Source organism: Vibrio sp. 1731 (genome assembly GCF_033339955.1).
Taxonomy (GTDB): domain Bacteria; phylum Pseudomonadota; class Gammaproteobacteria; order Enterobacterales; family Vibrionaceae; genus Vibrio; species Vibrio alginolyticus.
Map to the genome: position 1 here is coordinate 61,116 of NZ_JAWOVO010000002.1, position 20,462 is coordinate 81,577.

The window sequence follows — 20,462 nt, forward strand, 5'->3', positions numbered from 1 at the left end:
TTATGACCCCAGAACTAACCGTAACGTTATTTTCCGATGCAGTATGGCTGATCATTTTGATGGTTGCCGTATTGGTTGTTCCAGGCTTAATTGTCGGTTTGTGTATCGCCGTATTTCAGGCTGCCACACAAATCAACGAGCAAACACTCAGCTTTTTGCCACGTTTGCTCGTTACCTTATTAATGGTGATTTTTGCAGGTCACTGGATGCTCCGTAAGATCATGGAACTGTTTGATTTCTTGTTCCACAACATACCAGGGATGATTGGCTAATGGCCATCACATTTGCAGAGCTCTCGGCGATACTCGGTCAACTCTGGTGGCCGTTTTTTCGTGTGGGAGCCGTATTTATTTCAATGCCTTTCTTTGGTGATGCAATTATTCCTGTTTGGGTTCGTACTTTACTGGCCCTCTCGATCGTTGTCATTACTGGACCGTTAATGCCACCCATGCCACAAGTCGAATTATTCTCTATGACTTCCCTGTTCCTTGCTTTTGAGCAAGCTATTTGGGGGGTAATGTTTGGGTTAATTTTGCACATGCTCTTTAACGTTTTCACCATGCTTGGTCAGGTGATTTCTCTGCAAATGGGCTTAGGTATGGCGATGATGAATGATCCTATTAACGGGCTTTCTGTCGCCATTTTGGGACGCATATTTCTGATTTTCTCAACCTTGTTGTTTCTTGCGCTAGAAGGACACTTACTCGTCATAGATATCGTGATTCAAAGCTTTGTTGTTTGGCCAGTCGGATCTGGTATCACATCGCTTTCTCTGCAAGGTGTTGTCAATATTTTCGGTTGGATGTTTGCCTCTTCACTAGCTTTGGCTTTACCCGCTATTGTTTCCATGCTTCTAGCCAACATCAGTTTTGGTGTAATGAACCGAGCCGCACCATCACTTAATGTCTATGCGTTAGGTTTTCCTATGACGATGCTGCTGGGTCTATTCAGCGTATTAATCTCAGTTTCTGGTGTTCCTGGTCGCTACACGGCGCTCGTTCACGACACCATTAGACACTTGAGTAACTTTATGTTGGGGGGAGCATGAGCGATCAATCTTCTCAAGACAAAACTGAAAAAGCCTCACCGCAGAAGGTAAAGAAAGCCCGTCAGGAAGGACAAATTCCTCGCGCGAAAGAGTTTACTACTGCGGTTATATTTCTAGCGGTGGCGCTCTACTTTTACTCTCAGCTTAATAGTATTTGGGAAAGCATGTCGGGGATCTTTCGCTACAACATGATGCTGACGCGAGCCGACCTAGAAAATCCTAAACAACTTGTCGAGCAATTGGGACAAAGTTTAGCGGTCATCATCGACATGCTATTACCATTGTTTACCGTCATTATTATCGTGACCTGTGGTAGTAGCCTTGTGCTAGGCGGCTGGATGTTCCGTCCCGCGAACGTGATGCCAAAGCTCAGCAAAATTAATCCTTTGAGCGGGATAAAGCGCATTTTTTCGACCCGCTCAGTGGTTGAGCTCTTAAAGTCGACGTTCAAAGTAGCCGTCATCTTCGGCATCTTATATGGTTATTTAGACAACCACTTACAGCCATTACTTGGTATGCAAAACCTCCCACTAAGCCAAGGTTTTTCTCTAGTAATGTCAATTCTGTTTGAAGGCTTACTCTTAATGGGCTTCGCCTTGTTGTTATTTGGGGTTATCGACATTCCTTATCAGCGTTGGGAACACCTAAAAGAACTCCGCATGACGAAACAAGAATTGAAAGAGGAATTTAAAAATAATGAAGGTCGTCCGGAAGTAAAGCAACGTATTCGTCAAATACAGCAACAGTTTGCGCGCCGTAAGATCGATAAAATGGTGCCGACAGCTGACGTGATCATCACAAACCCAACGCACTACGCAGTCGCACTGAAATACGAGCCTTCGCTTTCTGACGCGCCCTTTGTCGTCGCAAAAGGCGTAGACGAAACTGCTATGCACATTCAACGTATCGCCCGAGAAAACAAAGTGGAAATCATTAACTCCCCGCCACTTACCCGTTCGATTTATCACACGACGGCGATTGAACAAGCAATCCCAAGCCAACTGTACATCGCAGTGGCACATATTCTTACTTACGTTTTGCAATTGAAAGCCTTTCGTAAAGGTGAGGGAAAAGAGCCAATTCCTTTACCTCATTTTTCGATTCCAAAACATTTGCAGCACTGATTAACCCGCGTTTATCCAAGGACACGAAAGTATGCTTAACCGGTTAAAACAACTTCAAACATCAACCAAAGGCTACGTTGGCATTCCAATCGTCTTGCTAATGATATTAGCAATGGTGATTCTTCCTTTGCCTCCTCTGCTACTGGATGCGCTGTTTACCTTTAATATCGTCTTAGCAATCCTAGTATTGCTGGTCAGCACAACCGCAAAGCGACCATTAGATTTCTCTGTTTTTCCAACTATTTTGCTGGTCGCAACATTATTACGTCTCACATTGAACGTGGCTTCTACGCGAATTGTACTCCTAGAAGGACATAATGGTGGTGACGCAGCGGGTAAGGTCATTCAAGCATTCGGTGAAGTCGTCATTGGCGGTAACTACGTCGTTGGTATGGTGGTGTTCGTCATCTTGATGATCATCAACTTCGTCGTAATCACCAAAGGTGGTGAACGTATTTCTGAGGTTTCAGCCCGCTTTACGTTGGATGCTTTACCAGGCAAACAAATGGCAATTGATGCCGACTTAAACGCTGGCCTTATCGATCAGGAAACGGCTCGCTTACGCCGTAAAGAAGTCGCCAACGAAGCCGATTTTCATGGTTCGATGGATGGTGCATCAAAGTTTGTGCGTGGCGATGCCATCGCAGGTTTGTTGATTCTGTTTATCAATATCATTGGTGGTATTAGTATTGGTGTCTTCGAGCATGGACTCGCTGCGTCTGACGCCTTTAAAACTTATGCCCTACTCACAATCGGTGATGGTCTAGTTGCTCAAATTCCTTCACTACTATTGGCAACGGCTGCCGCGATTATCGTTACGCGAATTAATGATAGCGATAATGGCATGTCGGAAACCATGCAAAAGCAATTACTGGCAACTCCTGCAACGCTATTTACTGTCGCAGGTATTATGGCGGTAATCGGTATGGTACCGGGTATGCCACACCTAGCCTTTTTTGCGTTTGCTGGCGCATTAGCGTTCGCAGGGTGGCGTCAAACCAAGAAGCCAGTGCAAGACTCCCAGATTGAAGAGGTCGAAGCACTTTCACAAGCGATGCAAGACGATGATACACCGCTGACATGGGATGATATTCCTCACGTCCAAACATTATCACTTGCGCTTGGTTACCGACTCGTCCATCTAGTCAACAAAGAGCAAGGGGCTCCTTTATCACAACGTATCCGCGGTGTGCGTCGAAACCTTTCTGAACAAGTTGGCTTTTTATTACCTGAAGTTCGTATTCGTGACAACCTAAGCCTCAAGCCAAACCAATACACAATTTCTCTAAATGGCGAAGTCATTGAGCAAGGTTTTATTGAACCAGAGCGTTTAATGGCGATAGCGGTTGGCGAAACTTACGGTGAGGTAGATGGCATTTTGGGTAGCGATCCTGCTTATCAGTTGCCAGCTGTGTGGATTGAGCATCAAGATAAAGCAAAAGCACTTAATATGGGTTACCAAGTTGTCGATGATGGCACTGTTATTGCCACTCATATTAGTAAAATCATGAAGACAAACCTTGCAGAATTGTTTACGCACGACGATGTGGAAGCAATAACCCAGCGTTTGACACAACAAGCCCCGAAACTAGCAGAAGCATTAGCAGCAGCACTTAATCCAGCGCAGCAGCTGAAAGTATATCGTCAGCTTTTATTAGACCAAGTGCCACTAAAAGATATTCGCACGATTGCCAACACAATGTTGGAATCCGCGGAAAATACAAAGGACCCGATCCTACTTGCATCTGATGTGCGCTGTGCACTAAAGCGTACGCTTGTTAACTTAATTGCAGGACAAAAGAACGAGTTAAATGTCTACGCACTGTCTGATGAGCTAGAACAAATGCTACTAACTTCACTGCAACAAGCACAATCTTCTGGTACGGTAACACTAGATAGCTTCCCAATTGAGCCAAACATTCTTGGTCAGTTCCAACAAAACTTGCCATTGATCAGACAACAGCTTAAGCAACAGGGGCTACCTCCGATCCTTCTCGTTATGCCACAGCTGCGCCCTCTTCTAGCGCGTTACGCTCGTACATTTACACAAGGGCTGGCAGTATTGTCTTACAACGAAATCCCAGAAAACAAACAAATCAATGTGGTAGGAAACCTTGGTTAATCTTATTTCAACACATGCGATGTACGAACATTTGGTTGGTCTCGCAGTACAACATATCGTCACGGATGACGATCAATTAGTCTTTGATGCTTTAAAACACAATGATGTCCAACACGCATGCCAAGCAATTAGGGAAGCTCAATCAGGGGAAGTAGAATTCCAACACCTGACGTTGAGATTTGGTATGCGTGGAGAACAAAGTGTCTATCAATTCAAACTCTCTGAACAAATGCAGTACTGCCTGGATTTGTTCAGTCTTTACCTTGCACTAAGACAAACACAATTTCAGTTAGAAGCCTTTCACCACGACTTGATTAGTAATGTTGTCGTGCCGATTCGCGTTGATGCATTACTGTGGGAGCCTGGGGTTTATTTTCTCGAACAGACGATTCAATTCCACTCTTCTGCTTTTCAACATGTGATTCCTTCTCTTCAAGCTGATGAAACGTTATGTGATCGTGATAAAGTCGCCACACTCACCAAAAAGTTAAAAGAGAATGCATATTCACTTTGGTTTGAAGTCGCGACATCGCAAGTGAACTTCGAGCGCGTCGCAGACTTTAGTCCCGATATGATCAAATTGTCAGTCACACTAGAAGATAAAGAAGAAAGACACGCTTTCCTACCTATTGCTAAGTTCTTAAGAAAGCATAAATATACTTGGGTTGCCGGACGTGTAGCGAGTCAAACGGAACTTAACCGTTATCGTTTATTGGGTGCCAGTTATTATTTTGGTTATTTCAGCGATATCCCAACCTCTCTCTCCTTTCAGTCTTTTGATGAGGAATAGTTGAAACTCAACCATTTATATTTAAAACAGCACGATTTATTCGTGCTGTTTTTTTATTTATAACGGATAACCACAAGATCATTGGGCAATAGTTTCTTTAACTTAACTAAAAAATTTAGGCTTATATGATGATTTCCCCGGTTTTCATGGAATACAAATCACTAAAAATCATCAATTTTTATCTTTTTTAGAAATTTTTTAATTTTCAAATTAATCATTAAAGCCGACCGACCGCCTCTAGTTAGTGACAAGGGAATATCCCGAGGCCTGAAAGATATAGTGACTAACTAAGGAGACTAAGATGGCTTTATCAATGCACACTAACTACGCTTCGCTTGTAACTCAAAACACAATGAACACAACAAGCGGACTTCTAAACACAGCAATGGAACGTCTAAGCACAGGCTACCGTGTGAACTCAGCTGCTGATGACGCTGCTGGTCTTCAAATTGCTAACCGTCTAGAAGCGCAAACACGCGGCATGTCAGTAGCAATGCGTAACGCACAAGACGGCATCTCTATGATGCAAACTGCTGAAGGTGCGATGGATGAAATGACAAACATCGTTTACCGTATGAACGACCTTGCTACACAATCGTTGAACGGTTCAAACAGTGCAACAGACCGTGCGTCTCTTAACAAAGAGTTCACACAGCTTACTGCAGAACTAAACAACATCGTAGACAACACTAAGTTCGGTGGTCAAAACCTTCTTAAAGGCGGCGGCTTCGGTGCAGGTGACGTAACATTCCAAATCGGTGCATCTTCTGCTGAAACATTGACTGTAAGCGCAAGCGCAGGTATCGGTGAAATCACTACTATCCTTGCTGATGCAGCAATTACAGATGGTATCGATGACGCGACTAAAGCAAAAGCAGCACTAGACAAAATCAGCGGCGCTGACGGTCTAGTAGAAAAAATTGGTAGCTCTCGTGCAGACTTCGGTGCGAACATCAACCGTCTTGAGCACACTATGGCTAACCTTGGTAACATGGTAGAAAACGTTACAGCATCTAAAGGTCGTATCATGGATACAGACTTTGCAGTAGAGTCTTCAAACATGACTAAGAACCAAATGTTGATGCAAGCAGGTACAACTGTTCTGTCTCAAACTAACCAGCTTCCAAGCATGGCAATGTCACTACTACGCTAATTACTTAGTTAATAGTGCGCTTAATTTAAATCGTCTTAATTATAAAGCCTTCCTATGGAAGGCTTTATTTTTATCTACGAATATAAATAGAGCTCGTATTATCTTTGTGAGGTTCAGGCACTCTGAATCCGAACTTCAACATAATATTGAATAAAACCTTATTAAACAGTTCTAATTCTATCGTCTCTAATTTACTTCCTATTTTACTATCTCTAAGTTCAGGAAAATTGAACTTAGCTTCCTTTAAGATACTAGCTATCTCATCAGAATTGATGCTCTGTTTACTTAATAGTTTTTTGTTAATGAACTCTTCATATGCACGAGCACATTTCATCAATCGTAACGCAAATTCATTCATAACTGACATTCTTTGAAACGTAAAAAATTTAATTTTTAGTGAGAACACTTGCACATCGCACTATCAAAAATAATATCAGAACGCAATTAATGCACTCTGTAAGAATTATCTGAATCAAGCTGAAGTAAAGGCTGAATATAACGTCTAATTAAAACATCTCTCCTAATTAGAACCGTCAATACAATTAAATATTTTCTTTGTTTAGGTCGCCTTTTCTTATAAGGAAATTACTTTTTCCATGGAGGAAGGCGGAACAAACAAGGTGGAAACACCACTTCCTCCCAAGAAAATAAAATAGATCTAAACCTTTGTTTTAATTGAATTTAATATACGGCACGCATCTTGCCACTGCTAATTAAACTAAGGCGTAGCATTCAAAGTATTCAAGCCAATAAGAGATGAGAGGAGCACACCTCATGAGTTCTTTAGACCCAGTAAAAATGGCAACCCAATTCGCACAATTGGACACAAACCCATTCAAAAACCGTTACCAAGCGCAAGCTAATGTGTACCAGTCACAACTGTCAGCTTTTAATAAAGTTGAAAGCGCACTACGTGATTTTCGTACTGCAATGAAAGAGATGAATAACAGCACAAACAGCATCATCAAAAACAGTGCGACACTCTCTCAAGAAGGTAACTTTACTGCAAACGCGGATGCTAAAGCGCTAACGGGTAACTATCAGATTTTTGTAGAAAAAGTGGCAACGGCGCATCAAGTATCTACAGGAATGCCTGCAGACCTTGAGGCGACGACAGAAGTACCAACAACTGGATCTTTAGAATTCACCATCAACGGTGAAACAATGACTCTAGACTTGTCCTCCGTTGATGTTAATGGTGACGGCACTGCAACGATCAGTGATTTAGCCAGTGCGATTAACAATCACACGGATAACCCTGGCGTTAACGCCACTCTAGTTCGCTCGAATGGTCAAACACACTTTATGCTATCGAGTACTGAGACTGGTGTCGAAAATAAGATCAACGTATCTGCATCGGGTACTGGCCAAGCGTGGTTTGAAGACGCCTTCACCAACCTCAAGCAAATCAACGCTCCGCAAGATGCGGTTATGTGGCTAGGTGCAAAAGACTCAGGCCTGAAACTAACCAACGCAAGTAATACTTTTGAAGGTGTCATCGACGGTGTTGACATTACCGTATCTAAACCGCAAGCCGCGGGAGATTCGCCAATCGGTTTAAAAATTGGAGCTGATAGCAAAGGCACTAAAGAACAACTAGATAAGTTTGTGGAAACCTACAATGCCCTTGTTTCGACTATCGATCAGTACACCCAAATTGGCGGTGAAGATCAGAAACGCGGCGTGCTCGCTAGCGACTCGACATTGCGTTCTATTGAGAGTCAGTTAACGGGGTTAATCCGAGGTGAACACAATGGTATGCGCCTAAGCGAAATCGGCGTGAGCCTAGACCGCAACGGTAAAATGAAAGTTGATCAAGAAAAGTTCAAAGAAGCTCAACAAACAAACAGCGCAGGCTTAGAGGCGTTGTTTAATGGGGATGACGCTTTGCTAGATTCTCTTGACGCGATGGTAGAGCCTTTCTTGAAGTTCTCATCAGGTACCTTCAGCACGCGTAAAGACGCAATACAGTCAAGCTTAGACCGAATCAAAGATAAACAAACCAATTTAGAGCGTAAGTACGAAATGTCGTACAACCGCTATCTCAAACAATTCACTCAAATGAATTCAATTATGACCCAAATGAACCAAACCATGTCCATGTTTAATGCTCAAAAATAAGACATTTGGTTCCAAATTTAGGAGAAATATTCATGCTTATGGATTCTGGTTACGATTCGTACCAACAAGTCGATCTCGACGCTCAAGCGGCAGCAGCAAATCCACACCAATTGGTCATCATGTTAATCGATGGCCTACTCGATGAAGTTGAACGTATTCGCGGCCACCTAGCCGCAAATCGTTTGGCCGAGAAAGGGAATGGAATCAACAAATGCATGAACATCTTGATTGGACTAACAAGTGCTCTAGATGATGAAAACGGCGGTGAAATTGCGGAAAACCTACGCCAGCTGTATGACTTCTGCCAAGTCGAACTTTATTACGCTAGCGTGCAAAACGATGCAAATCGCTTGGTTAACGTTGAGCGTGTAATGGGTAACATTCGTGAAGGTTGGATGAATTTTGGACAACAAGCATAAAGTATCGCCAGAGCGATTCCGTCATTTATCTCAGCTCATCCAGTTCGCCGCAAAAACGGCCGATTGGCATGCGCTCAAGCGGTACGACTTGCAGTTGCGAGAGCTTTTGATCAGTCACAAGCCTTTTTTGAAAGATCCTAAGCTTGCACCTGAAATCCAGCGAGCGAAAACAGTGCACGCTAATGCCTTCGCAGTATTAGAGAAGTCGACCAACGAGTTGAAAAAAGAGATGAACATGGTCAATGACCATCAAGAACGCGCTATGGCCTATCAATTAGCAATGACCATGGAGCTAACTCAATGATCATACCTTCTTCAACTCAGCACTCGGGTAATTCGCCAGCTAACAATGAGGGTCACATCAAGCAAGCGAACTCGGTACACGGCTTTTCTCATGGTTTTAAATCAGGGAACAAGCAGAATGGTGAGCAAGACTTTAACTCTGCGTCAGCGGTATCGAGTTTTCACCTTACGGCCTCTACTTTGAACAGCGCAAACAAAGTACAAAGTCATGGTTTTGATACTGATGACCGCTCAGCTTCAGATCCGGATGCCAACTTGACCAGTACACCAGGGTTAACAGAATCGACTGATCTTGCAGCGCAAGCTCAAGCTTTAACCCAGGGTATGATTACCATGGCAGAGAAGCAGGCTGAGAAACTAGGAAAAGCGTCATCTTTAATGACTGCGAGCGAAGTTAAGTCTGTTACTCAAGATTCGTCTAACGCTATGTTAAACACATCATCAAAACAAGATGTGAAGCAAAGTCTGCCGACTTCATCGAGTTCGCGTTTGCCTATCTCCGGTGCTGAGTTTCAAACTCTTTTGAATCAACCTGTTCAAGGGCAACCAACCGCCTCTCTACTTCAAGCACAAGCTCCTACAACACAACCTGCACATTCACCGATTGCGACGAGTCATGTTCAAGCTCAAGGCTCTGAGTGGGCAGCAGTGCGTGTTGATACCACTGCCGGAAAGTGGGGAGAGCAAATGATGCAAGTATTACATGATCGCGTGACGCTCCAAGCTCAACAAAATGTACAAGAAGCAAAAATCCGCCTAGACCCACCAGACTTGGGGAAACTGGATTTACTTGTACGTGTTGAAGGTGACCGATTAAGTGTCCACATCAACGCCAATGCCGCAGCAACACGAGAAGCTTTAATGCAAGTTTCGGAACGATTGCGTACTGAGTTACAAGAGCAAAACTTCGTTCATGTCGATGTCAATGTTGGCTCTGATCAAAACCAAGGTCGAAATGACCCACATGCAAACGAAGAAGACGCCAATATTTTCGCCGCACGAGAATCTGGTGAATTCCAAACCACGACAACAACTAACTATTCAGAACACTGGCTAAGCACTCAAGCTTAGCGAATCTTCGAGGAAAAAGGTTATGACCAAACAACAAATGATCGCCCTGTTTATCGCCATGATCATCACCAGTGCCCTCGTTTCGGCCGTCACAATTATGGGCGGAATCTGGTACTTAAACAAACACGCTCAAGAGTCACCTGACTCTGGTTCACTGATCGAAGACTCTCCACTGTCTTTTTTGGTCACAGAACAACCGACAAGTAAAGGTCCTAGCTTCCATCCTTTGGACAAAGTCGTTTTGACCGTTAAAGGCAAGAAACAGACTCACTTTGTGATGCTAGAACTGGCAATTGAGACACGCCGTCCAGAGCGTATCAAAGAGATCGATGAATACATGCCTATGGTACAAAACTCTCTATTAAAACTGTTTAGCGACAAAACGTTTGATCAGTTACAGCAAGCGGGTGCCATCGATATTCTGCAAGACGAAGTGAAGCAAACGCTTCTACTCGCTTTTGCTAAAACAGACATCGTCCGAGAAATCGACGATGTTTTGTTGACTAAATATGTTGTGCAATAACGGAGCACAACCATGTTAGACATGAATGTACAAGACACTTACACCACAGAAGAGGAAGTGACAACACCGTCACGACCAATTGATGAAAACGCATTGCTACAACGTCATCAGGTCATGGTAAAACGCGTAGTTAACCAGCTGCGCGTTCATGCCACTTCTCACTGTAGTATTGAAGATATGCAGCAGATAGGCCTTATCGCTCTAGTCGAGGCTGGACGCCGATATGGCGATGTTGACGATCCTCACTTTCCTGCTTTCGCCGTTTGTCGAGTTCGGGGAGCTATTTTAGACGAATTACGCCGACTAGATTGGCGTTCACGTAAGACTCGTCAACAAGCCCACGAGCTCAACGACGTGACTCGAGATCTCACTCGAACGTTAGGTCGAATGCCAACGGATGCCGAAATCATCCAGGCTTTAGGGACGAATGAGCAAGATTATTACAACCGCCAAAATGCCGCTCTCGCAGGCGAGATGCAAAGCCTTGACCAACTGATGGAGAGCAGCGGTGATAGCTACATTGGCGGGCAATACGATGGCATGGAACATGAACATATTCGTCGTAGTTTAGACAGTGCTTTGGGTAAATTACCTAAGCGCGATCAACTGCTCCTGACTCTGTTCTATCAACATGAACTCAACTTACACGAAATAGCTCTGGTATTGGATCTGACACCACCTCGTATATGTCAGCTTCACAAACAAGCGCTGAAACAACTCAACCAATTAATGTCCTCTTAGGAGTCACAAGATGCAAAAGTTTTTTGGAGTGCTCACTATCCTGGTGTGCGTCTTCGGTGGATATATGTGGGCCGGTGGTAGCTTAGGTGCTATCTGGCAGCCAGCCGAATTCCTTATCATTATTGGCGCCGCTGCTGGTTCTCTGATCATCGGTAATCCGCCTCATGTACTGAAAGAAATGCGTCGCCAAGTGCCAGCGACCATTAAAGGTCCAACAGAAGAGCATGAGTACTACATGGAATTAATGGCACTACTCAACAACTTGCTAGAGACAGCGAGAAACCGCGGATACAAGTTTCTGGATTCTCATATTGAGGCTCCGGAGCAAAGCTCTATGTTCCTCGCTTACCCGACGATCGCAGAAGATCATCGCCTAATTTCTTTCATTACTGACAATTTACGTTTAATGGCAATGGGACAGATGTCGCCTCATGAATTAGAGGGACTGCTAGAGCAAGAAATCGAAGCAATACAGAACGAAATGCTTTTACCTTCACGCTCACTACAGCGTACAGCAGAAGCACTACCTGGCTTCGGTATTCTTGCAGCAGTTGGTGGCATCATTATCACCATGCAAGCTATTGATGGCTCAATCGCTATGATTGGTTATCACGTTGCGGCAGCTCTCGTTGGTACATTCATTGGTATTTTCGGTTGTTACTGTGGCTTAGATCCACTAAGTAACGCCATGGCTCAGCGAGTAAAACGTAATATGACTGCTTTTGAGTGCGTTCGTGCAACCTTGGTTGCCTACGTAGCGAAAAAGCCGACATTGCTCGCCATTGACGCTGGTCGTAAACATATTCAGCTAGACATCAAACCAACATTCAACCAAATGGAGAAGTGGTTAGCTGAACAGGAGGGATAATGCAAAAACAAGAGCATGTAGTGTTCAAACGTGCCAAAGTATACAGCCATGATGAGTCGTCTCATGGCGGCGCGTGGAAAGTCGCGTTTGCTGACTTCATGATCGCCCTAATGGCGCTGTTTCTTGTACTTTGGGTTATGCAGGTGGTAGACAAAGAAGAGCGTAAAGCGATTGTTGCCCACTTGCATAGTTCAAGCGTATTCGACAAGAGTTACGGCAACCCATTTGATACGTCACAAAGTATTTCTCCTATCGACTTGGCACAGGACTCTTCTGTGCCAAGTAAACACAACTCCAACCATGTGGTAAGCTCTTACTTCAAAGGTGATGGGGATGGACCAGAAATTGATTCTTTGATTCCTGGTAACTTCGATACTCAAGAGCAACTTGCCGCACTAGCGAAAGTAATTGAGCAAATGACTGCCCAAATTAATGCGCAGGGAAATGTAAACGTCACGGTGACACCACAAGGTTTGCGTATCGTCCTTCAAGATGATTACAAACAGCATATGTTCAGCCGTGGTGGTGCAGAACTTACTCCTTTTTTTGAAGATTTACTGCTCGCACTAGCACCTGTATTTCATCGTGTTAACAACCCTCTGATCATCAGCGGACACACAGATGCAATTCCATTTAAAAAGCGTTTTGGTCGTCAATCTAACTGGGCGTTATCAGCCTCTCGAGCAGACGTAGCAAGAAATACGTTAGTTGAAGGCGGTATGCCGGATGATAGAGTAATGCAGGTAACGGGTATGTCAGATAGAGCGCTGCTTAATCCTGATGAGCCAGATTCTAGCGAAAACCGTCGTATTGAACTGTTTGTTTTAACGACTCCTGCCGCTAAAGTGCTTGAGACCCTTTTTGGCAACCACCAAGAAAGCGAACTGCAAAAAGCGAAAGATAAGGCTGAATTCAACCAACCAGTCATTCGTCAAGAAGTCATCAATTACTCCGGCGATACCGCCACCAGCGAAGTAAAAATTCAAGAATTATAATCTTAAAAGGTCACCACTCTGATGGTGACCTCTCTAACCAAAGCCTCTGTTACTGTGACTTTTTAGTTGAGTTCTATATGCACATAACATCATCCGAAAAAAGAAAAAGCGACTTACTAAAGAAAGCCTTTTTATGGCTCATTGTCTTCGATTACCTTTTATTGGCGTTTTTCTTAACTCAGCTATCAAGTATGACACTAAACAGCGGAACCATGATCAGCTTGTTACTTGTTGTTTATAACGTCTTACTTGTTTCGCTATGTTTTCAACGAACCAACAAGCAGGACTCTTACATTATCTACCCTGTTTTGTCCGCAACGTTATTAGCATTTGTCTGCTTTCTTTACTTCTTTTTTTTAATTTAGCTCCCCGACTCGACCATTGATTTTATTTTTACTGCTTTTTCGAAGTGGTCGAGCTGATGAGTCTGAATCCACCACGTAGCCGCTTCCATCAACAGCTCTGGGTCGTCATTTTTATTAGCGAAAAACGCATAAAATGAGAGACCAACCAATTCACCTTTACTCGCGATCTTTTTGTCACAGACCTCTATAATTTTGTCTCTCAGCGAAGCTCTCATTTCTAATCCCTTAACCTAGTACATACTCACTAACCATACGGTTGAAAGAAATCAAATCAAACGAGCCTTTAATTTCAAAACGCACTCTTCCCACCTCACTCATGAAGAACTCGATTTCACAATCCAAATCAAAAGTACCAGAGGTCTCGATAGAAAATGCATTGATCTTACTGTAAGGCAAAGAAGTGTAATCCACTTTTGAGCCGGTAATCCCTTGCACATTTGCCGCTATCACTCGCTTGTTCGTAAACACCACTTGGTCACGAACTGTTTTAAAAGCAGCGAAAATAGTCTCACCATCAATCAAGAACTTAAGGAAGTCTTCTCTGGCATTAGAAACGTCAATCGGCTTAAGCTTAAATACAGAGGAATTGTCGAAATCAATCATAATTAATCCTTTGAGTGGGCGTTAGAACGAATTATCAACGTATCAGATAGCACCACTTTTGCCTACTCGCAACGCACGTTTCTGCTTGATTCGCCCAACAACGAAGCGTCACTCACTTCCACCCTTGCATCCATTGCTCAGAGTCTTTTAGGTCTTGCCAGTTCATCTCTCGGTCGCGTTTACTCATGACTGCCTCGATGACACATCTCACAACGTTACCATCTTCATCTAGTTCCATTTCCGTCACGACAAAATGCTTCTCTTTGTTTTTAGGTGAAATTGCCGTCCATTTACTGTGCAATAGTTTCTTAGGGTGGATTCTGTTCATCGCATTGTACCAATTTAACTACCATGTTGATGTATACGACTGAATACCAAGAGAGAATCAGATTTTGTTTTTGCAAACCGACAAAAGATAAAACCGCAAAAGAGATCACTCCCTTTCGCGGCTCTAACTACAATCCGACTAGGTCTTCTGACCATTCAGTCGAGGGTTTAAGTACTGACTTTGTAGCAACTGTAACCCTTTACCGACCAGAACAATCACTATCGCGCCAATCAGGACAGGCGTGAAGAGAAAACTCCATCCCTGCCCAGACGCCATGATCAAAATTGGATTTGCACCCGCAGGTGGATGAGTGGTCTTCGTAATCAGCATCGCAGACACACCCAGCCCCGTCGCAATCGCGAGCGTGACCGGCGTGACGTCAACATACTGGCTAAACGCAATACCGATAGAGGCCGTGATGAAGTGACCAATGATCACGTTTTTGGGTTGAGCAAGAGGGCTGCCTGGCACCCCAAACACCAGTACTGCGGTAGCACCAAATGGTGCCATCAGGAGTACAACCTCCGTCAGTGATACCTCAGCGTAGGACAATACGCCAATAGCCAACGTAGCGCCAAGCCCGGCAACCAACGATAAAATTAAATTATTCATAAACACCTCAAAGTAGACCGAATTGTCTACAAAATAAAATAGACAAATCTGTCTACCTTTGTCAATATGTGTTTATGGAACTTTTTGAGGACATAGTTATGAACAAAAAGAAACAGTTATTGATCGACACAGCTTTGTCACTGTTTTATAAACAAGGCATCAACTCTATTGGCATCAATGAAGTCCTCAATGTTTCCGGCGTGGCTAAACGCACGCTATATAACCATTTTGAGAGCAAAGAAGCGCTTATCATCGCCGCATTAGAACAACGCCACCAAGTATTTATGGAATGGTTGGAGGAAAAGCTTTCTTCAGCACAAACGTGCGCGGAGGTGATCGATCAGTTATTTACAGCACTCAACGGCTGGTTTCATGGCTCTGAAGAAAAGTTGGGCGAGTTTCGCGGTTGCTTTTTCATCAATACGTCCGCGGAATTCAGTGACGACAGTGGCGAGATCGCAACGTATTGCCGCTACCATAAACAGCAAGTCAGAGAGCTAATTCAACGCTATCTCAAATCAGAAAACGCTTCATTACTCGATGCCATTTGCATCATGAAAGAGGGCGCGATCACTACCGCTTACATGACGAAAGAGTACGACAACGTCACGAAGAAATGCGTGACCATTTTGCACAAGCTTTAATGCGTTCAGGTATAGTCATTTGCGGATTAAGTATTCAAACCAAAGGCACCAATCGGTGCCTTTGGTTTTAGTTAATCAGTGTACTTACAGCTCGTGCTCGGTACGTGCGATGATGTCGTCTTGCGCATCTGGTGATAACGCGGTGAAAAACGCTGAGTAGCCTGCAACTCGCACAACAAGATCACGATATTGCTCTGGGTTCTTCTTCGCGGCTAACAAGGTCTCACGAGAAACGATGTTGTACTGCACGTGCCAACCTTTGTGGTGGTTGAAGAAGGTACGAATCAACATAGAAAGCTTGAGCTTATCCCCTTCAGACTCAACCGCTGCCGGGCTTAACTTCTGGTTAAGCAGCACGCCTCCAAGGATCTTATTCGCTTGGATCTTACCGACCGAGTTGTACACAGCTGTTGGACCTAAACGGTCTGAGCCAGACGACGGGCTTGCACCTTCTGCCAATGGTGTTTTCGCTTTACGACCGTCCGGCGTTGCCATGGTTGAAGCACCGAATGGGACGTTTGCCGAGATACTTGAAGTACCTGCGTAGTAACCTCCGCCAATTGGACCACGCCCATGACGCGTATTAACGAACTGCTCTAGCTCATCAATGTACACTTGGTAAGCGTCTGCCAGTAGTTGGTCTACTGCATCATCATCGTTACCGTATTTTGGTGCAAAGTTGATAAGACGTTGGCGAAGCTGTTCGTTCTCCATGCCATCGAAATCTTCTGCCAATGCTTTTGCTAGCTGTTGTTGTGAGATAAGGGGCTGAGTGATTTGCGCGTCATCGAAAACAAGGTGCTTGATGGCAGCTAGGCTGTTACCCAAGTTCGCGATACCGACTTGCAAACCAGATACCCAATCGTATTTCGCGCCACCTTCTTTCACTGTTTTACCGCGAGCCAAACAGTCATCCACCAGCGTTGAACAGAAGATGTCTTGTGCTTGCTGTTCAAGCACGCTGTCGACGACTGTATCAATCTCAATCGATTTACGGGTGTAGTAGCGGATTTGTTCTGCCCAAGAAGCCGTCACTTGCTCAAAGTTCTCAAAGTTGCCTTTTGCTAATGACTTATCGTGCGGCAAGAAAGCTTTACCCGTTGTTGCATCCACACCTTCGTTCAATGAGGCAAGCAAGATACGAGCGAAGTTAATGAAGCTCATACCCGTACAACGGTAACCCCATTTGCCCGGAACCGCCGTCTCGATACAGCCGATAGATGCGTAGTTGTAAGCGTCTTCTTTCTCTACGCCAAGCTTGATGAATTCAGGGATGACAATCTCATCGTTGTTGAACGCCGGCATACCGAAGCCGCACTTAATCACCTCGATACAGCCCATCAGGAATTCTTGGTTCAAACCCTCATGGTAACGCACACTCAAGTTAGGTTGCGTCGAACGCAACTGACCACAAGATTCCAGAATCGCCCAAGAAAGGGGATTCACTGCGTCTTCAGGCTCACCCTTTTCATTCAACTTCTGACCGCCGATACACACGTTTTGATACAGCGGAGAACCTGCCGATGCTTTCGAGTGAGCACCAGAGCGAATCTTGTTTACTTCAAGCAGCTTCAACCAACAGCTTTGTAAAAGCTCTAATGCAAAGTCTTTCTCAATCGTGCCGTTTTCGATATCGCGAACATAAAATTCGTTTAGGAATTGGTCCATACGACCGAAAGAAACCGAGTGACCATTCGATTCGATTTGTAGCATCAGTTGAACAAAGTAGCTCAACTGCAGTGCTTGCCAGAAGTTTTCTGGCGCGTGGCTCGCGACATGACGACAGTTTGCCGCAATGCTTTCTAACTCAGCTTTGCGTAGCGGACGCGTCTCTTCTAGCGCCATTTTTGCTGCTAATTCAGCGTAGCTCACCATGTGGTCTTGAATGGCAAGCAGTACAATTTCGACCGATTTGTAGAACTGCTCTTTCTTCAAGCCTTCAAAGGTCGAAACATCATTGTTAGCACGGTGCTGACGAACATCCTCTAACAAGCCGTTCATGCCTAGCTTCAATATTTTCTCGTTATCCACCGCAAGGTGCGCGTCACCCGAAGTCATGTTGCCTTCAGCTTTAATAATGGTGCTGGCTAAGATTTCTTGCTGCTCATCAGTGAACAAGCCATAACAACGGTCTTGAACGGTTTTACCGCGCCAGTACGGTGTGATGCTGTGAATGCTTTGCTTATCTTCTTCAGTGACCGCAAAGCCTGCACCAGGGCGGTCGGCTAGCTCATCAATTTCCGCTTCAATCCAACGTACAGTGTATTCTGGGAAAATAGGCGCAGCACGTACTTTGCTCGCTTGGTTACCGACGATTAGCTCATCGTGTTTAATCCAAATCGTACGAGTGCGTAAGTGCTCTTGCAGTGCTAACGCACGTTGGACAATCACAGGTTTGTCTTCGTTTGCTTGATAAGCACGAGTGTATGCCTCTGCACGCTCGGTACAGACAGGTGGCGTTACGATATTTACCAGTGCCGATTTGTGCGCTTTGATACGCTCAGGAAGGTAATTCAGGTCCATAGTTAACCTCTTACAATCACGTTAAGTTGGGTGTTTTCGCTTGCGTATTGCATGGCGCTTTCTAGCAGTTCTGGTTTGTTTAATGGCTTGTCAGAACACTCGTAAGGCATATCGAGCAAACGGTATTTATTGATGCCGAGCGTGTGGTACGGCAGCAAGTGAAGTTCTTGGCAGCTCTCTAGTGAAGCCGCAAAATCGATGATGTCTTTCAACTCTTCGATGGTGTCATTGAACCCCGGCACAACGGGAACGCGAATCACAATGCGTTTCGCGATAGGTGCCAGTTTTCGGAAATTGTCTTTGATGCGTTTTAGTGAACCTTTCGCCCAGCTAAGAAACTTTTCTTCATCGGTGTGTTTTAAATCCGCCAACCAGCAATCAATATGCGGCGCGGCTTTTTCGACGTTCTTCCACGGCACATGCATGCACGATTCAATAGCGGTAGAGACTTGGTTGTCATGCAGACGCTGCGCGAGTTCTGCCACCAAATCCGCTTGCATGAGAGGCTCACCACCTGAGAAGGTCACGCCACCTTGGCTTTGGTCGTAGAAAGGTTTGTCTTTCATCAAGGTGTCGAACAGCATGTCTGATTTTGCTTCTTCACCGCAGACAGTCAGTGCTTGCGTAGGACAGACGTTTCGAAGCGCGATCAGTTGGTCTTCTTTGATGGCTTTGCGATTAATGATGATCTGGTTGTCGATACGTTGAATACCATCACCCACCGTTTCACTATCCGCTCTGGATTGAGTTGTGGCTTGATAAGCAGAAACGCACAGCTGGCAATCTTCCATGCAGCTTCGCTGATCAAACAACAGTGAATGCTTTTCGCTGCGGCTTTCTGGGTTTTGACACCAAGGGCAAGACAAGCTGCATCCTTTAAGAAAAAGAATGGAACGAATGCCATCGCCATCATGGGTAGAGAATCGTTGGATATTGAAATACATCTCTGCTTGCCTCTTGGTCTGTGCTACCGCTGTGTACCTAATTCGTTTCTTTCTTACTGGTTAAGTCTTATGAGCGGTTTTTCTTTGTTCGAACTGAAAGCTTCATTTGAGCGTTTACAAGTTTCACTCAGCTTTCATTTAATGAAATTATTATAGTTTCAAATGAAATATCAATTGATCAAAATCAAGATCTCGTTCGATTGTCAGATCTATAGTGATCCCATCATCAAAACGAAGATTTTGTTTAAGGTAGAAACCATGATCGAACTTTATTTAGATACTGCTGATGTGGCAGAAGTAAAACGCTTTAACCAATGCCTACCGCTAAAAGGCGTGACGACAAACCCAAGCATTTTGGCGAAGTCAAAACAGGGACTGAATGAAACCCTAGCAGGCATGCAAGAAGCACTTGGCGGGACACCTCGCTTTCACGCTCAAGTAGTGAGTTCAACCGTCGAAGGCATGGTGGCAGAAGCACGCCAATTGAATGAATTGCCTTACGACATGGTGGTAAAAGTGCCAGCAACAGAAACAGGCTTAGCTGCAATTAAGCTAATGAAAAAAGAGGGAATTCAGGTTCTTGCTACCGCTATCTATTCAGCTCAACAAGGTTTCCTTGCAGCACTGTGCGGTGCAGACTACCTAGCACCTTACGTAAACCGCATTGATACGATGAACGGCAACGGTGTTGAAGTGGTCGCGGATCTTCAATTGTTGCTCGATCAAAACCAACTACCAGCGAAGATTTTGGCAGCCAGTTTCAAGAATACTCAACAAGCGATGGAGGTGATGAAACTGGGCATCGAAGCCATTACATTGCCAACTGATGTGGCGGCACAAATGTTCGCACATCCAGCAGTAAAACCGGCGGTTGAACAGTTCGATAAAGACTGGAAAGAGACGTTCGGCGAGAAGCTTTCATTTGAAAGCTAATTAAAAATAGCAGCTAGATGTCTTAGTTAGGGTCTATTGAACTTTCATGGTTAAATTTTGTTCGAGATAAAAGCGTTTTAATCGCGGCGAGAGGTTTGCCGCCTAGTCATTCTAAGCAATTACCTCTCAACAAAGAGTAAAACGCTTTTAGCCGAACCCTTCGGGCAGCGTTTGTGGTTCATTTCTACTTCATTACCGGCTTATCAGTTACACCAACTACATTTCAAATGTC

The 20,462-nt window shown here is 44.4% G+C and carries 24 protein-coding genes; 17 read left to right on the forward strand and 7 right to left on the reverse strand.

The annotated features are described in order from the left end of the window. Positions 1 to 2 precede the first annotated feature (2 nt). The 6 genes from fliQ to lafA all read left to right on the forward strand — a co-directional run bounded on the left by fliQ (position 3) and on the right by lafA (position 6,237). Positions 3 to 272 (forward strand): flagellar biosynthesis protein FliQ, encoded by a 270-nt coding sequence (fliQ, locus tag R7035_RS03030; RefSeq protein ID WP_005375036.1) that lies wholly within the window; start codon positions 3 to 5, stop codon positions 270 to 272. Next, a complete protein-coding gene (gene fliR, locus R7035_RS03035; protein WP_005375027.1) occupies positions 272 to 1,048 on the forward strand; it encodes a flagellar biosynthetic protein FliR in 777 nt (258 codons plus the stop codon). The genes fliQ and fliR overlap by 1 nt, the downstream gene beginning before the upstream one ends. Further along, positions 1,045 to 2,172: a flagellar biosynthesis protein FlhB gene (gene flhB, locus R7035_RS03040; RefSeq protein WP_005375025.1), complete on the forward strand. Its 1,128-nt coding sequence runs from the start codon at positions 1,045 to 1,047 to the stop codon at positions 2,170 to 2,172. Before fliR ends, flhB begins: the two co-directional genes overlap by 4 nt. A 31-nt stretch (positions 2,173 to 2,203) precedes the next feature. Then, a complete protein-coding gene (flhA, locus tag R7035_RS03045) occupies positions 2,204 to 4,294 on the forward strand; it encodes a flagellar biosynthesis protein FlhA (RefSeq protein WP_005375024.1) in 2,091 nt (696 codons plus the stop codon). A gap of 19 nt (positions 4,295 to 4,313) precedes the next feature. Further along, positions 4,314 to 5,084 (forward strand): EAL domain-containing protein, encoded by a 771-nt coding sequence (locus R7035_RS03050; RefSeq protein ID WP_005375023.1) that lies wholly within the window; start codon positions 4,314 to 4,316, stop codon positions 5,082 to 5,084. Between the two features lie 301 nt (positions 5,085 to 5,385). Beyond that, positions 5,386 to 6,237, forward strand: a complete 852-nt coding sequence (lafA, locus tag R7035_RS03055; RefSeq protein WP_005375019.1) for a lateral flagellin LafA — start codon at positions 5,386 to 5,388, stop codon at positions 6,235 to 6,237. Positions 6,238 to 6,307: 70 nt separating this feature from the next. Here the strand turns inward: lafA and R7035_RS03060 are convergent, their stop codons facing one another. Beyond that, positions 6,308 to 6,595 carry a hypothetical protein gene (locus R7035_RS03060; protein WP_025768597.1) on the reverse strand — a complete coding sequence of 96 codons (288 nt, stop codon included), beginning with the start codon at positions 6,593 to 6,595 and terminating at the stop codon, positions 6,308 to 6,310. Positions 6,596 to 7,011: 416 nt separating this feature from the next. Here R7035_RS03060 and fliD point away from each other — a divergent pair, with 416 nt between their 5' ends. From fliD to R7035_RS03105, 9 genes are all read left to right on the forward strand, one after another. After that, positions 7,012 to 8,358 (forward strand): flagellar filament capping protein FliD, encoded by a 1,347-nt coding sequence (fliD, locus tag R7035_RS03065; protein ID WP_318145955.1) that lies wholly within the window; start codon positions 7,012 to 7,014, stop codon positions 8,356 to 8,358. A 32-nt stretch (positions 8,359 to 8,390) separates the two neighbouring features. Continuing rightward, on the forward strand, positions 8,391 to 8,777 hold the full coding sequence (gene fliS / locus R7035_RS03070; RefSeq protein WP_005375014.1) for a flagellar export chaperone FliS: 387 nt from the start codon (positions 8,391 to 8,393) through the stop codon (positions 8,775 to 8,777). Further along, positions 8,761 to 9,081: a hypothetical protein gene (locus tag R7035_RS03075; RefSeq protein WP_005375013.1), complete on the forward strand. Its 321-nt coding sequence runs from the start codon at positions 8,761 to 8,763 to the stop codon at positions 9,079 to 9,081. Before fliS ends, R7035_RS03075 begins: the two co-directional genes overlap by 17 nt. Further along, positions 9,078 to 10,151 (forward strand): flagellar hook-length control protein FliK, encoded by a 1,074-nt coding sequence (locus tag R7035_RS03080; RefSeq protein WP_171345518.1) that lies wholly within the window; start codon positions 9,078 to 9,080, stop codon positions 10,149 to 10,151. The genes R7035_RS03075 and R7035_RS03080 overlap by 4 nt, the downstream gene beginning before the upstream one ends. Before the next feature lie 22 nt (positions 10,152 to 10,173). Continuing rightward, the gene (gene fliL / locus R7035_RS03085) at positions 10,174 to 10,674 is read left to right on the forward strand and encodes a flagellar basal body-associated protein FliL (protein ID WP_005375011.1); all 501 of its coding nucleotides are present in this window, start codon (positions 10,174 to 10,176) and stop codon (positions 10,672 to 10,674) included. A gap of 12 nt (positions 10,675 to 10,686) precedes the next feature. Then, positions 10,687 to 11,415, forward strand: coding sequence for a FliA/WhiG family RNA polymerase sigma factor (locus R7035_RS03090; RefSeq protein WP_005375008.1), 729 nt, complete (start codon positions 10,687 to 10,689; stop codon positions 11,413 to 11,415). 10 nt (positions 11,416 to 11,425) lie between these two features. Next, positions 11,426 to 12,283 (forward strand): flagellar motor stator protein MotA, encoded by an 858-nt coding sequence (gene motA / locus R7035_RS03095; RefSeq protein WP_005375006.1) that lies wholly within the window; start codon positions 11,426 to 11,428, stop codon positions 12,281 to 12,283. Next, positions 12,283 to 13,278: a flagellar motor protein MotB gene (locus R7035_RS03100; protein WP_005375003.1), complete on the forward strand. Its 996-nt coding sequence runs from the start codon at positions 12,283 to 12,285 to the stop codon at positions 13,276 to 13,278. The genes motA and R7035_RS03100 overlap by 1 nt, the downstream gene beginning before the upstream one ends. A 77-nt stretch (positions 13,279 to 13,355) precedes the next feature. Next, entirely contained in the window at positions 13,356 to 13,643 is a 288-nt protein-coding gene (locus R7035_RS03105) for a hypothetical protein (RefSeq protein ID WP_005375002.1), read from the forward strand. Here the strand turns inward: R7035_RS03105 and R7035_RS03110 are convergent. The 4 genes from R7035_RS03110 to R7035_RS03125 all read right to left on the reverse strand — a co-directional run bounded on the left by R7035_RS03110 (position 13,640) and on the right by R7035_RS03125 (position 15,186). Continuing rightward, positions 13,640 to 13,858, reverse strand: a complete 219-nt coding sequence (locus tag R7035_RS03110) for a DUF6500 family protein (protein ID WP_017634431.1) — start codon at positions 13,856 to 13,858, stop codon at positions 13,640 to 13,642. The two genes, R7035_RS03105 and R7035_RS03110, sit on opposite strands and share 4 nt — an antisense overlap. Before the next feature lie 10 nt (positions 13,859 to 13,868). Then, positions 13,869 to 14,246: a PH domain-containing protein gene (locus R7035_RS03115; protein ID WP_005386881.1), complete on the reverse strand. Its 378-nt coding sequence runs from the start codon at positions 14,244 to 14,246 to the stop codon at positions 13,869 to 13,871. A 112-nt stretch (positions 14,247 to 14,358) separates the two neighbouring features. Further along, positions 14,359 to 14,574: a TIGR02450 family Trp-rich protein gene (locus R7035_RS03120; RefSeq protein WP_005374999.1), complete on the reverse strand. Its 216-nt coding sequence runs from the start codon at positions 14,572 to 14,574 to the stop codon at positions 14,359 to 14,361. Positions 14,575 to 14,712: 138 nt separating this feature from the next. Beyond that, on the reverse strand, positions 14,713 to 15,186 hold the full coding sequence (locus R7035_RS03125) for an HPP family protein (protein WP_064369614.1): 474 nt from the start codon (positions 15,184 to 15,186) through the stop codon (positions 14,713 to 14,715). 98 nt (positions 15,187 to 15,284) lie between these two features. Between R7035_RS03125 and R7035_RS03130 the strand changes: the two genes are divergently transcribed. Then, entirely contained in the window at positions 15,285 to 15,830 is a 546-nt protein-coding gene (locus R7035_RS03130; RefSeq protein WP_042521682.1) for a TetR/AcrR family transcriptional regulator, read from the forward strand. 84 nt (positions 15,831 to 15,914) lie between these two features. Here the strand turns inward: R7035_RS03130 and R7035_RS03135 are convergent, their stop codons facing one another. Both R7035_RS03135 and R7035_RS03140 read right to left on the reverse strand, forming a co-directional pair. Next, positions 15,915 to 18,353, reverse strand: a complete 2,439-nt coding sequence (locus tag R7035_RS03135; RefSeq protein ID WP_262651701.1) for a formate C-acetyltransferase/glycerol dehydratase family glycyl radical enzyme — start codon at positions 18,351 to 18,353, stop codon at positions 15,915 to 15,917. Positions 18,354 to 18,355: 2 nt separating this feature from the next. Further along, positions 18,356 to 19,297 carry a glycyl-radical enzyme activating protein gene (locus R7035_RS03140; RefSeq protein WP_262651699.1) on the reverse strand — a complete coding sequence of 314 codons (942 nt, stop codon included), beginning with the start codon at positions 19,295 to 19,297 and terminating at the stop codon, positions 18,356 to 18,358. 258 nt (positions 19,298 to 19,555) lie between these two features. Here R7035_RS03140 and R7035_RS03145 point away from each other — a divergent pair, with 258 nt between their 5' ends. Further along, entirely contained in the window at positions 19,556 to 20,230 is a 675-nt protein-coding gene (locus tag R7035_RS03145; protein WP_053304029.1) for a fructose-6-phosphate aldolase, read from the forward strand. The last annotated feature ends 232 nt before the right edge of the window (positions 20,231 to 20,462 follow it).

Excerpts from the sequence above, each read along its gene's own strand:
- fliQ (WP_005375036.1), top strand. The coding sequence starts at position 3 with ATGACCCCAGAACTAACCGTAACGTTATTTTCCGATGCAGTATGGCTG.
- fliR (WP_005375027.1), top strand. The coding sequence starts at position 272 with ATGGCCATCACATTTGCAGAGCTCTCGGCGATACTCGGTCAACTCTGG.
- flhB (WP_005375025.1), top strand. The coding sequence starts at position 1,045 with ATGAGCGATCAATCTTCTCAAGACAAAACTGAAAAAGCCTCACCGCAG.
- flhA (WP_005375024.1), top strand. The coding sequence starts at position 2,204 with ATGCTTAACCGGTTAAAACAACTTCAAACATCAACCAAAGGCTACGTT.
- R7035_RS03050 (WP_005375023.1), top strand. The coding sequence starts at position 4,314 with ATGTACGAACATTTGGTTGGTCTCGCAGTACAACATATCGTCACGGAT.
- lafA (WP_005375019.1), top strand. The coding sequence starts at position 5,386 with ATGGCTTTATCAATGCACACTAACTACGCTTCGCTTGTAACTCAAAAC.
- R7035_RS03060 (WP_025768597.1), bottom strand. The coding sequence starts at position 6,595 with ATGAATGAATTTGCGTTACGATTGATGAAATGTGCTCGTGCATATGAA.
- fliD (WP_318145955.1), top strand. The coding sequence starts at position 7,012 with ATGAGTTCTTTAGACCCAGTAAAAATGGCAACCCAATTCGCACAATTG.
- fliS (WP_005375014.1), top strand. The coding sequence starts at position 8,391 with ATGCTTATGGATTCTGGTTACGATTCGTACCAACAAGTCGATCTCGAC.
- R7035_RS03080 (WP_171345518.1), top strand. The coding sequence starts at position 9,078 with ATGATCATACCTTCTTCAACTCAGCACTCGGGTAATTCGCCAGCTAAC.
- fliL (WP_005375011.1), top strand. The coding sequence starts at position 10,174 with ATGACCAAACAACAAATGATCGCCCTGTTTATCGCCATGATCATCACC.
- R7035_RS03090 (WP_005375008.1), top strand. The coding sequence starts at position 10,687 with ATGTTAGACATGAATGTACAAGACACTTACACCACAGAAGAGGAAGTG.
- motA (WP_005375006.1), top strand. The coding sequence starts at position 11,426 with ATGCAAAAGTTTTTTGGAGTGCTCACTATCCTGGTGTGCGTCTTCGGT.
- R7035_RS03100 (WP_005375003.1), top strand. The coding sequence starts at position 12,283 with ATGCAAAAACAAGAGCATGTAGTGTTCAAACGTGCCAAAGTATACAGC.
- R7035_RS03105 (WP_005375002.1), top strand. The coding sequence starts at position 13,356 with ATGCACATAACATCATCCGAAAAAAGAAAAAGCGACTTACTAAAGAAA.
- R7035_RS03110 (WP_017634431.1), bottom strand. The coding sequence starts at position 13,858 with ATGAGAGCTTCGCTGAGAGACAAAATTATAGAGGTCTGTGACAAAAAG.
- R7035_RS03115 (WP_005386881.1), bottom strand. The coding sequence starts at position 14,246 with ATGATTGATTTCGACAATTCCTCTGTATTTAAGCTTAAGCCGATTGAC.
- R7035_RS03120 (WP_005374999.1), bottom strand. The coding sequence starts at position 14,574 with ATGAACAGAATCCACCCTAAGAAACTATTGCACAGTAAATGGACGGCA.
- R7035_RS03125 (WP_064369614.1), bottom strand. The coding sequence starts at position 15,186 with ATGAATAATTTAATTTTATCGTTGGTTGCCGGGCTTGGCGCTACGTTG.
- R7035_RS03130 (WP_042521682.1), top strand. The coding sequence starts at position 15,285 with ATGAACAAAAAGAAACAGTTATTGATCGACACAGCTTTGTCACTGTTT.
- R7035_RS03135 (WP_262651701.1), bottom strand. The coding sequence starts at position 18,353 with ATGGACCTGAATTACCTTCCTGAGCGTATCAAAGCGCACAAATCGGCA.
- R7035_RS03140 (WP_262651699.1), bottom strand. The coding sequence starts at position 19,297 with ATGTATTTCAATATCCAACGATTCTCTACCCATGATGGCGATGGCATT.
- R7035_RS03145 (WP_053304029.1), top strand. The coding sequence starts at position 19,556 with ATGATCGAACTTTATTTAGATACTGCTGATGTGGCAGAAGTAAAACGC.